Raw genomic sequence first — 10,165 nt, 5'->3', positions numbered from 1 at the left:
CCCCTGGCCGGCCCGGCCGGGCCGGCCGCTCAGCGGATGCCGCGCCGGCGGGTGATGCGGGTGAGCACCGAGCCGGACAGCAGCGCGGCGGCGCCGACCGCGCCGACCGCGGCGACGGCCCGCCCGTGGGAGCCGGTCGCCGCGAGCTCGGCCGGGGCCGCGGCAGCGCCACCGGCAGCGCCACCGGCAGCGCCAGCGGCCTCGCGGATCTGGCGGACGATGTCCTCGGGGTGGGACATCATCGACACGTGCGAGGAGTCGATCTCGACGGTGCGCGACTTGGCGCGCCTGGACTCGAAGCGCTCCAGGTCGGGGGCGATGGCCCGGTCCTGCCGGGAGACGACGAACCACGACGGGATGTCGCGCCAGGCGGCGGCGGTGGCCTTCTCGGCGAACCCGACCTGGGAGACGGGGCGCTGCTCGGCGGCCATCAGCCGGGTGCGGGACTCCGGCAGGTCGGCGGCGAAGACGGCGCGGAACTTCTCGCTCTGGATGTAGAGGTCGACTCCGCCGCCGCCGGTGCCGGTGAAGGGGACGGGGTTGAGCGCGGTGGCGAGGTCACTGCCCGCGAACTTCGTCGACAGTTCGGCCGCGGACTCTCCCACGTCGGGCGCGAACGCCGACACGTAGACCAGAGCCCTGACGTTCGGGTTCCCGGCGGCGGCCTGGGTGATGACGGCTCCGCCGTAGGAGTGGCCGGCCAGCACGATCGGGCCGCTGATGCTCTTGAGCAGACTGGCCACGTAGGCGGCGTCCTCGGTCAGACCGCGCAGCTCGTTGGGCGGGGCGAGGACGGTGAATCCGTCGTCCATGAGGCGCGTGGCGACGTCGTTCCACCCGGAGGCGTCCGCGAACGCGCCGTGCACCAGGACCACCGTCGGCCTCCCGCCGCCGCCCGGCCTGCCGCCGTCCTGGGCGGCCGACGCGGGCGGCGCGGTGGCGGCGACCGCACAGGTCGCGAGCGCCACCACGGCGGCGGAGGAGATCGAACGGCGGGACAGCGATATGCCCATGGTTCCTGCCTTTCAGCGAGGTGAGAGGGGGTTGGAACCACCCTGCTCACACGCTTGTCCGGGCAGCACACCACGCTGCGCACACGGGTGAATCCGCACCGCTGTTCGAGTTTCGGTGCGAGGGCATCCGGTTTCGACGGAGGTCCGCTCCATGTCGATCGACGCGGGCGGACCACCGTTCGGCCCAGCGCGTTCAGAGCTCTCCGGACCTGAACCGGGCCGCCTCGTCCTCCAGGTCCGCCAGGTCGGGCGTGCGGTGGCGGATGGCGCTCACCCACTGGTGGACGAGTGCCCAGAGCTCGGCGAGACGACCGGGGACCGGGGCGCCGAGGAGGGTGAGGAGGCCGGTCGCCGCCGGGTCGCCCTCGTCGCAGGCCGGACAGAGAGCGGTCTCCTTGAAGCCGGTCACCTGCTTCCCGGCCTGATTCGGCCAGGAGTGCGGGTAACGGGCGGTCAGGAGGGCCGGGATTCCGCAGCGTCGACAGGGCGGGAGGACGGCGGTGCGGACCATGACGAGGGGACAGGGTTCGTTGGGAGGCGTCATGCCGGACCCACCCCGGCCTCGGCAGCGACACCGGAGGCGGTCCTCGGGGAGTCGCGGCCGCCGCCCCCGGGTGGGAGGGACCCGCCGATCCGGTCGGGCGGCAGCACCTTGACGGTGCGCCCGCCCCGCGCGCGGGCACGGCCCGGGCTGCGGGAGGAGTCCTCGACGGCGTTCATGGCCTTGGTCCTGCCGAAGGTGTTCACCCGTACGGTCTACCCGTCACCGCGCGTGTCGATGACACGGCGGACGGTGCGGTGTGCCGCCGGTCGTCGAAGAGCCGGCCGCGCGCGGGAGTTCCGGCGGAGCGCACCGGGCCGGTTCGCGCCCGGACCGGCGGCGGCGTGTCGCAGGGCGGCGCGGTGGTCACACTACTGCGGAGAAGATCGCGACGGGCAGGACGAGCTGCCCGTGCGACCACCACGCACACCGGAGGCAGTGACCGTGAAGCGCGTCGGCATCATCGGAGTGGGCGAGATCGGCCGGGCCATCGTGACGGGCCTGCGCCACGGGGACGACAGGGGGCCGGAGGTCCTGCTCTCGCCGCGGGGCGCCCGGACCGCGGCCGAGCTGGCCGAGCGGTACCAGGACGTACGGGTGTGCGCCGACAACCAGGAGGTGGTGGACGGCTCCGAGCTGGTGATCATCGCCCTGCGCCGCCAGGACTGGCGCGAGGCGCTGACCGGCCTGCACGTGCCCGACGACCGGGTCGTGGTCAATGTGGTGCCCGGCGTCGGCACCGGGGAGCTGCGCCGGGTGCTGGCCACCGACGCGGCGGTGACCCACGCCATCCCGCTGCCCACCGTGCGCGAGCGCCGCTGCCTCACCGTGGTCCACCCCTCGCACCCCGACGCGGACGCCTTGTTCGAGCGGTTGGGCGGGGCGCTCCCGGTCGCGGACGAGGTCGCGCTCAGCGTCCTGTCCGCACTGACCTCGACCCAGACCACCCACTACGCGTTCCTCACCACGCTCGTCTCCTGGGCCGTCGACCAGGGCATTCCCGCCGGGGACGCCGACCGCTTCGTCCGGGGCATCTACCAGGACGTCGGCCGCTCGCTCGGCGACGGGACCCGCTCGCTGGAGCGCCTCGCGGCCGAGCACGAGACCCCGGGCGGGAGCAACGAGCGCATCCGCACCAGCTGGTTCGACCAGGCCAACTCCGGGGCCCTGCGCACCGCCCTCGACGGCCTGGTCGGCGACCTGCGCACCGGCCACCGGTAGGCCGGGAACCCCGGAATCCCGCGATCCGTCGGCCCCCGCGGGAGCCGGCGGATCGGGGCTCGGCCGGGTCGCGGCGTATCACGTCCGGCTGACGACCGTTAGCATGACGGGTATGGCGCCGGTGATTGGCGTCGGTTCGCACAGATTCCACAGTGGTGTCGAGGAGTTGACGATGAGTCGCGCATTCCCTCTGTTCCGGACGACCGATCCCGTCCCCGAGGAGGAGCGACGCACCATCCTCGCCGCACCGGGGTTCGGCAAATTCTTCTCCGACCACATGGCCACGGCCACCTGGACGCCCGCCGAGGGCTGGCACGACCGCAAGGTCACCGCGCTGGTGCCGTACTCGCTGCACCCGAGCGCCGCCGTGCTGCACTACGCCCAGGAGATCTTCGAGGGGCTCAAGGCGTACCGCCACGCCGACGGCAGCGTCTGGCTGTTCCGCCCGGAGTTCAACGCCCGCCGCTTCGCCCGCTCCGCCGAGCGGCTCGCCCTGCCGGTGCTGTCGGAGGAGGACTTCCTCGACAGCATCGGGGAGCTGGTCCGCGCGGACGAGGCGTGGGTGCCGGACTCCGCCGACGAGAAGAGCCTCTACCTGCGGCCGTTCATGTTCGCCTCGGAGGCCTTCCTCGGCGTCCGGCCCGCCGAGCAGATCGCCTACTCGGTCATCGCCAGCCCGGCCGGCCCCTACTTCGCCGGCGGCGTCACCGGTATCACGCTCTGGGTCAGCAGCAACTACACCCGCGCCGGGCGGGGCGGCACCGGCGCCGCCAAGTGCGGCGGCAACTACGCCTCCAGCCTGGCCGCGCAGTTGGAGTCCCGCAAGCACGGCTGCGACCAGGTGCTGTTCCTGGACGACACGGGCGGCGAGGGCGACCTGGAGGAGTCCGGCACGATGAACCTGTGCCTGGTCACCTCGGCCGGCGAGCTGGTCACCCCCGCGCTGGGCAACATCCTCGACGGGGTCACCCGGGACTCGATCCTGGCGCTGGCGGGCGAGTTCGGGCTGACCCCGGTGGAGCGCCCGATCACCCTCTCCGAGCTGCGGGCCGGTGCCGCCGACGGCACGATCACCGAGGTGTTCGCCGCCGGGACGGCCGCGGTGGTCACCCCGATCGTCGGATTCAAGGGCGAGGGCTACGAGTTCACCGTCGGCACCGGCTCGCCCGGCAAGCAGACCGTCGCGATCCGCGAGCACATGCTGGACATCCAGTACGGACGCGCCGAGGACGTCCACGGCTGGATGCGGCGGGTGGTCTGACCGCCCCGGGCGGCCCGACCGGGGCTCCGGGGGTTCCCGGCCGGGTTCCAGACCATCACCCGGGGTGGGCCGCGGACGTCCCTGCGACGGACGATCCGGGCCACCGGGCCGCCCGACCCGCCGGGGCCGACCGGCGCCGGGGCCTGTTCGGCTCCAGCGCCCGCCCAACTCCCGGGCCCGCTCAGCTCTTGAGCCGACTCAGCTCTTGAGCCGGCCCGACTCCTCCTCGGGCACGACGACCTCGCGCTTGAGGATCTTTCCGGTCGGCCCCTTGGGCAGCACGTCGACCGTCCAGACCAGCCGCGGGTACTTGTACGGCGCCACCCGCTCCCGGACGAAGCCGCGGATCTCCTCCGGGGTCGCCGAGGCGCCCGCGCGCAGGACCACGGCGGCGGCCACCTCCTGGCCGAGCGTGGGGTGGGGGACGCCGATCACCGTGGCCTCGGCGACCGCCGGGTGCTCGTACAGCACGTCCTCCACCTCCCGCGGGTAGACGTTGAAGCCGCCGCGGATCACGACGTCCTTGCGGCGGTCGACGATCCGGAAGTCGCCCCGCTCGTCGCGGGTGCCGAGGTCACCGGTGTGCAGCCAGCCGTCCCGGACGGTCTGCGCGGTGGTGTCGGGGCGGCGCCAGTAGCCCTTCATCACGTTGTGGCCCCGGATCACCACCTCGCCGACCGTGCCGTCCGGCACCTCGGCGCCCGACTCGTCGACGATGCGCATCCGCACACCCTCGATCGGGATGCCGATGGTGCCCGCGATCCGCTCGCGGTCGCTCCGGTTGGCGCAGGCCAGCGGCGAGGACTCGGACAGCCCGTAGCCCTCCAGCACCACGCAGTCGAAGCCGGTCTCGAAGCCGCGCAGCACCTCCGGCGGCATCGACGCGCCGCCGCCCAGGCACACCCGCAGCGAGGAGACGTCGTACCCGGCGCGCTGCGGGTGGGTCAGCATCAGGGTGTACATGGTCGGGACGCCGAGGAAGACGCTCACCCGGTCGCGCTGGATCACCGCGAGCGCGGCCTGCGGGTCGAAGCGCCGCACCAGGGTCATGCAGGCCCCGACGGCCACCGCGCAGTTGAGGCCGATCACCTGGCCGAAGGAGTGGAACAGCGGCAGCCCGCCGAAGATCACGTCCCGCTCGACCATCCCCAGCACCTGGACGCCGGCCCGGACGTTGGCCACGATGTTGCGGTGGGTCAGTTCGGCGCCCTTGGGCGCCCCGGTGGTGCCGGAGGTGTAGAGGATGACCGCGGTGTCCTCTCCCCCGCGTCCCGCGGTCCGCGGCGGGCCGTCCGGCTGTTCCGCGAGCGTCGCGGCGAGCGCGGAGGGCTCGACGGGGACCAGCCGGGTGCCGGTGCGCCGCGCGCCCTCGACCGCCTGCTCGGTGCCCGCGTGCCAGGCGAGCAGCACGGCCGCCCCGGCGTCGGCGAGGCAGTGCTCGATCTCCCGGGCCTTGAGCAGCGGGTTCATCGGGACGACCACCGCCCCGGCGCGCAGGATGCCGTAGTACAGCACCGCGAACTGCGGCACGTTGGGCAGCAGCACGGCGACCCGGTCGCCGGGCGCGACGCCGAGCCCGGCCAGCCAGTGCGCGGCCCGGGCGCTGGCCGCGTCCAGGTCGGCGAAGCTCAGCACCTCCTCGTCGAGCCGCAGGACGGGGTGCTCCGGGCAGCGCGCGGCGGTCGCGGTGAGCAGGTCGGGAATGCCGTGCGGGTCGCCGGGGAGGCCGGGCGGCCGGCCGGGGCCGCCGTGCGGCGCGTCGGCGTTTCTGTCGGACGGGTCGGGGACGGCGGGCATGCGGGCGCTCCTCGGGGCGGCGGGGCTCGGTCTCATCGTCATACGGTCGGTCGGACGCCGCCGCGCGGCGCGGCGCTCTCGCCGGTGCGCTCACCGACGCCCTCGCCGGCGCCCGAAGCGACGCCGGCGGCGGCGGCGAGCATCCACGGCGCGATCCGCTCCACCAGCCCGCGGTTGTGCCGGATCCAGCGGAAGTGGTCCAGCGGGCGGCCGTCCGCCTGTTCGGCGGTGTAGCTCCAGCGCTCCACCCGGGCCGAGGGCAGCTTGGCGCACAGGTGGTCGACGGCCCGCGGCGGCGCGAGCTCGTCGCCCTGCACGTCCACGGCCAGCACCGGCAGGTCGACCCGGGCCAGCGCCCGTTCGTAGTCGGTGACCGCGCCGCGCACCCGGTAGCGGCCGGTGCGCATCTGCCGCGCCCAGTCCCGCATCAGCCGGGCCGACTCGCGGCCGCCGAACCCGAACCGCTCGCCCGGCCAGTACCCGACCACCGCCGAGGCGACGATCGAGAACTGGCTCAGTGCCAGCCGTCGCAGGCCCGCCCGCGGGCCGAAGGTCCGGTACCAGGCCGATCCGCTGGCCACCAGCACCGCGCCGGCGAGCCGGGGCCGGAAGACGCCGCAGTGCACCAGGCCCAGCTGCCCGCCCAGGCTGTGCCCGAGCAGGAGGCGCGGCGCGCCCGGGAACGCCCCGGCGACCGCGTCGAGCACCGCCCCGAAGTCGTGCTCGACCAGCTCGCGGAAGCCGAAGGCGACCCCGTGCCGCGGCACCGGCCGGCTCTCGCCGTGGCCGCGCAGGTCGCAGGTGGCCACGCTCAGGCCGGCCGCGTGCAGGGCGCGGACCAGCGGGGTGTAGTGCCGGGCGGCCGTTCCCATCGCCGGCAGGACGATCACCACCGGGGCGGCCGGTTCGGGCCGGGCCAGTGCCCGGACGGTGAGCCGGGCCCCGTCGGGCGCGGCGATCTCGGCGATCACGGGGAACCGGGGGGTCTTCACGGCCGCGCCTCCCGGTCGGCGCCGGCGCCCGGCCGCCAGCCGATCACCCCGGCGCCCCAGGTGATGCCCGCGCCGAAGGCGGCGAGGCCGAGCAGCTTCGGGCCGTCCAGCAGGCCCTCCTCGCGGGCGTGGGTCAGGCCCAGCGGGATCGAGGCCGCCGAGGTGTTGGCGACCCGGTGGACGTTCAGGTAGAGCCGCTCCGGGGGCAGCCCCACCTCCTTGCCGACCGCGCGCACGATCCGGGCGTTGGCCTGGTGGGCGACGAACAGGTCGAGGTCCTCGCAGGTCAGGCTGCGCCGGGCGAGCACGTCCCGGGTGGCGGCGGACATCTTCTCCACCGCGTGGTCGAACACCTCCCGGCCGTCCATCCGCAGCTTGCGGTCGTCCCGGTCGGCGTACAGCAGCGGGATCTGCTCGCCGTCGCTGCCGAGCGAGAAGCACGGTTCGGGCGCGCCGGGCACGTCGGCGACCACGGCGGCCCCGGCGCCGTCGGCCAGCAGCACCGCGGTGCCGCGGTCCTCGTGGTCGGTGATCCGGGTCAGCGCGTCGGCGCCGCAGACCAGCACCGCCCCGGCCCGGCCGGTCTCGATCAGCGCGGCGGCGTGGTCCAGGCCGTAGACGAACCCGGCGCAGGCCGCGTGCAGGTCGAAGGCGGTGGCCTGCGGCATCCCGAGCCGGGCGGCGACCTCCACCGACACCCCGGGGGTGACCCTGTCGGGGGTGATGGTGGCGACCACGACGTGCCGGATGCTCGCGGCGGTGCGCCCGGCGCCGCGCAGCGCCTGCTCGGCGGCGGCCACCACGAGGTCGGCGAGCCGGCCGTCCGGCGCGAGGAAGCGGCGCTCCTCGATGCCGGTCCGTTTGACGATCCACTCCGGGGAGGCGCCGATCCGCTCGAAGTAGGCGTTGGGGACGACGCGTTCGGGCAGTGCCGCGCCCACGCCCACGATGGCGGCCGTCATGCCGCGCCCCCTTCCGCGAAGGCCGGGCCGGTGCCCATCCGGACGGCGTGCATCCCGCCGTCCGCGTGCAGGATCTCCCCGCTGACGGTGGCCGCGAGGTCGGAGAGCAGGAACAGCACCGGTCCGACCACCACGGCCGGGTCGCTGCGGTCCCAGCCGAGCGGGGCCTCGGCCTGCCAGCGGTCGGCGATCCGGTCGAAGGTGCTGATCGCCTGCCCGGCGACGGTCTCCACCGGGCCGGCCGCCACCAGGTTGACCCGGATGCCGGACGGCCCGAGGTACATCGCCAGGTAGCGGCAGACCGCGCCGAGGGCCGCCTTGCTCACGCCCATCCAGTCGTAGCCGGCCCAGGCGCCGCTGGCGTCGAAGTCCAGCCCGACGACGCTGCCGCGCCGTCCGCCGGCGGTGAGCAGCGGGGCGAGCGCGGTGGCCAGCGAGTGCAGGGAGACGGCGGCGGTGTGCAGCGCCTGTCCGGCGGCCTCGGGCGGGGTGGTGAGGAAGTTGCCGCTCAGCGCCGTCTGCCGCGCGGCGGCGACGGCGTGCAGCACGCCGTCGACCCCGCCCCAGCGCTGCTCCAGTTCCTTGACCAGCCGGGTGAAGTCCTCGGGCCGGGTGACGTCCAGTTCCAGCACCTCGGTGGGGCGGGGCAGGACGTCCGCCGCCTTCTCGGTGATCCGCCGGGCCCGGCCGAAGCCGGTGAGCAGGACCTCCGCGCCCGCCTCCTGGAGCGCCCTGGCGGTGTGCCAGGCGATGGAGTCCTGGTTGAGCACCCCGGTGATCAGATAGCGGCGTCCGTGGAAGCCGAGCATCACTCCTGGCCTTTCGTCGTACCGATCGCGTCGGCTGCCGCCAGCACCAGGGCCGCGTTGTGTCCGCCGAACCCGAAGGAGGTGGAGAGCCCCGCCCGGCGGCCGCCGGGCAGGGTGGGGGCGGCGAGCGCGGTGGCGCGGTGGATCAGGTTCAGCGGGCCGAGCTTCTCGTCGGGCTCGCGCAGCCCGGCGGTGGGCGGGGCGGTGGCGTGGCGCAGCGCCTGCAGGGTGGCGATGGCCTCGACCGCGCCGGCCGCGCCGAAGAGGTGGCCGGTGCAGGACTTGGTGGAGGACAGCGGAATCCCTTCCAGGGCCGGTCCGAGGGCCAGCCGCAGCGCCTCGCACTCCGAGCGGTCGTTGAGGACGGTGCCGGTGCCGTGCGCGTTGAGGTAGCCGAGCTGTCCGGGGGTGACCCCGGCCGCGTCGAGCGCCAGGGTGACGGCGCGGGCCGCGGGCTCGCCGGTCGGGTCCGGGGCGGTGAGGTGGTGGGCGTCGCAGGTGGCGCCGTAGCCGAGCACCTCGCCGAGCACGGTGGCGCCCCGGGCGGCGGCTCCCGCGGCCGTTTCCAGCACCAGGATTCCGGCGCCCTCGCCGATCAGCAGGCCGTCCCGGTCGCGGTCGAAGGGCACCGAGCGGCCGCTCTCGGACAGCGCGCCGGCGGTCCGGAAGGCGGCCCGCACCAGGTCGGAGGTGGAGGCCTCGGCACCGCCGACCACCACCGCGTCGGCGGCGCCGGCGGCGAGCAGCAGCAGGGCGGTGCCGATCGCCTGGGTCGCGCTGCTGCAGGCCGAGGCCAGGCAGAGCGCCTCGCCCCGGAAGCCGTACCGCTGGGCGATCTGCGAGGCTCCGGCGTTGGCCATCATGGCGGGCACCATGAGCGGGGAGACGAAGTCGCCGCCCTGCTGCCGGAGCACCTCGGCCTGGCTCTCGAAGCTCGCCGTCCCGCCGAGCGCGCAGCCGACCACGCAGGCGACCCGCTCGGCGGGGTAGGGCGGCGGGCCGTCCGTCCATCCCGCCTGGGCCAGGGCCTCGGCGGCGGCCACGAGCGCGAGCTGGGTGAAGCGGTCGGTGCGGCGGATCTGCTGGCGCGACAGGTGGTCGGCGGGCCGGAAGTCCCGGCACAGCCCGAGCCCGTCGGCGAGCCCGCTCTCGCCGGCCACCGCGCGCCGGTGCAGCTCGTCGGCGCCGACGCCCAGCGGGGTCACCGCGCCCAGGCCCGTGACGACGGCCCGGGGCGTCACTCCAGCCCGGCCTTGTGGCGGCACAGGGCGAGCACCTCGCCGACGGTGTACAGCTGGTCGAAGTCCTTGGGCTTCACCGGGATGCCCAGCTGCTTGCGGATGGACTGGCTGAGCTCGACCATGTCGAGCGAGTCGATCTCCAGCTCGTCCAGGGCGGCGTCGTCGACGATGCCCTCGCGTTCGACGCCGAGGTCGACCAGGGCGTCGACGACGAAGTTCTCGATGGCGGTGCGGTCCAGTGTGTCGGGCATGGCTCTCCTCGTCCGCGCGGGGCGGCGGTGGCGGTGCGGTGGACGTACGGGCGGTGCCGTGGGGGCGGTGGCCGGGG

11 protein-coding genes are annotated in these 10,165 nt (G+C 75.0%); 2 read left to right on the top strand and 9 right to left on the bottom strand.

Annotated elements, in window-relative coordinates; all coding sequences use genetic code 11:
• Nucleotides 1-29: 29 nt before the first annotated feature.
• From ACFVHV_RS33520 to ACFVHV_RS33510, 3 genes are all read right to left on the bottom strand, one after another.
• Nucleotides 30-1,013, bottom strand: a complete 984-nt coding sequence (locus tag ACFVHV_RS33520; RefSeq protein ID WP_380356282.1) for an alpha/beta fold hydrolase — start codon at nt 1,011-1,013, stop codon at nt 30-32.
• A 193-nt stretch (nt 1,014-1,206) separates the two neighbouring features.
• A complete protein-coding gene (locus ACFVHV_RS33515; RefSeq protein WP_359898419.1) occupies nt 1,207-1,557 on the bottom strand; it encodes a DUF6300 family protein in 351 nt (116 codons plus the stop codon).
• Entirely contained in the window at nt 1,554-1,760 is a 207-nt protein-coding gene (locus tag ACFVHV_RS33510) for a hypothetical protein (RefSeq protein WP_359898418.1), read from the bottom strand. The genes ACFVHV_RS33515 and ACFVHV_RS33510 overlap by 4 nt, the downstream gene beginning before the upstream one ends.
• 232 nt (nt 1,761-1,992) lie before the next feature.
• On the opposite strand from ACFVHV_RS33510, the gene ACFVHV_RS33505 reads away from it, so the two are divergent.
• Entirely contained in the window at nt 1,993-2,775 is a 783-nt protein-coding gene (locus ACFVHV_RS33505) for an NAD(P)-binding domain-containing protein (RefSeq protein WP_380356279.1), read from the top strand.
• 172 nt (nt 2,776-2,947) lie between these two features.
• Nucleotides 2,948-4,036, top strand: a complete 1,089-nt coding sequence (locus tag ACFVHV_RS33500) for a branched-chain amino acid aminotransferase (protein ID WP_359898416.1) — start codon at nt 2,948-2,950, stop codon at nt 4,034-4,036.
• Nucleotides 4,037-4,234: 198 nt separating this feature from the next.
• Here the strand turns inward: ACFVHV_RS33500 and ACFVHV_RS33495 are convergent, their stop codons facing one another.
• Genes ACFVHV_RS33495 through ACFVHV_RS33470 form a run of 6 tightly spaced genes read right to left on the bottom strand, consistent with a single transcriptional unit; the run spans nt 4,235 to nt 10,088 of the window.
• Nucleotides 4,235-5,833 (bottom strand): long-chain fatty acid--CoA ligase, encoded by a 1,599-nt coding sequence (locus ACFVHV_RS33495; protein WP_380356275.1) that lies wholly within the window; start codon nt 5,831-5,833, stop codon nt 4,235-4,237.
• A 38-nt stretch (nt 5,834-5,871) separates the two neighbouring features.
• On the bottom strand, nt 5,872-6,825 hold the full coding sequence (locus ACFVHV_RS33490) for an alpha/beta fold hydrolase (protein WP_359898414.1): 954 nt from the start codon (nt 6,823-6,825) through the stop codon (nt 5,872-5,874).
• Complete coding sequence (locus ACFVHV_RS33485) at nt 6,822-7,787, bottom strand: beta-ketoacyl-ACP synthase 3 (RefSeq protein WP_380356272.1); 966 nt, start codon at nt 7,785-7,787, stop codon at nt 6,822-6,824. The genes ACFVHV_RS33490 and ACFVHV_RS33485 overlap by 4 nt, the downstream gene beginning before the upstream one ends.
• Nucleotides 7,784-8,596: an enoyl-ACP reductase FabI gene (fabI, locus tag ACFVHV_RS33480; RefSeq protein WP_359898412.1), complete on the bottom strand. Its 813-nt coding sequence runs from the start codon at nt 8,594-8,596 to the stop codon at nt 7,784-7,786. Before fabI ends, ACFVHV_RS33485 begins: the two co-directional genes overlap by 4 nt.
• A complete protein-coding gene (locus tag ACFVHV_RS33475) occupies nt 8,596-9,837 on the bottom strand; it encodes a beta-ketoacyl-[acyl-carrier-protein] synthase family protein (RefSeq protein ID WP_380356269.1) in 1,242 nt (413 codons plus the stop codon). The genes fabI and ACFVHV_RS33475 overlap by 1 nt, the downstream gene beginning before the upstream one ends.
• Nucleotides 9,834-10,088, bottom strand: coding sequence for an acyl carrier protein (locus ACFVHV_RS33470; protein WP_359898410.1), 255 nt, complete (start codon nt 10,086-10,088; stop codon nt 9,834-9,836). The genes ACFVHV_RS33475 and ACFVHV_RS33470 overlap by 4 nt, the downstream gene beginning before the upstream one ends.
• Between the last annotated feature and the right edge of the window lie 77 nt (nt 10,089-10,165).

It is taken from the genome of Kitasatospora sp. NPDC127116, assembly GCF_042677365.1.
Classification (GTDB): Bacteria; Actinomycetota; Actinomycetes; order Streptomycetales; family Streptomycetaceae; genus Kitasatospora; species Kitasatospora lactacystinica.
Note: the sequence above shows the minus strand (reverse complement) of the source record. Positions and strands in the feature narration are given on the sequence as shown.

What these genes read in the sequence shown, in the direction of transcription:
- fabI (WP_359898412.1), bottom strand. Translation starts at nt 8,596, where the DNA reads ATGCTCGGCTTCCACGGACGCCGCTATCTGATCACCGGGGTGCTCAAC.
- ACFVHV_RS33495 (WP_380356275.1), bottom strand. Translation starts at nt 5,833, where the DNA reads ATGCCCGCCGTCCCCGACCCGTCCGACAGAAACGCCGACGCGCCGCAC.
- ACFVHV_RS33470 (WP_359898410.1), bottom strand. Translation starts at nt 10,088, where the DNA reads ATGCCCGACACACTGGACCGCACCGCCATCGAGAACTTCGTCGTCGAC.
- ACFVHV_RS33520 (WP_380356282.1), bottom strand. Translation starts at nt 1,013, where the DNA reads ATGGGCATATCGCTGTCCCGCCGTTCGATCTCCTCCGCCGCCGTGGTG.
- ACFVHV_RS33500 (WP_359898416.1), top strand. Translation starts at nt 2,948, where the DNA reads ATGAGTCGCGCATTCCCTCTGTTCCGGACGACCGATCCCGTCCCCGAG.
- ACFVHV_RS33515 (WP_359898419.1), bottom strand. Translation starts at nt 1,557, where the DNA reads ATGACGCCTCCCAACGAACCCTGTCCCCTCGTCATGGTCCGCACCGCC.
- ACFVHV_RS33485 (WP_380356272.1), bottom strand. Translation starts at nt 7,787, where the DNA reads ATGACGGCCGCCATCGTGGGCGTGGGCGCGGCACTGCCCGAACGCGTC.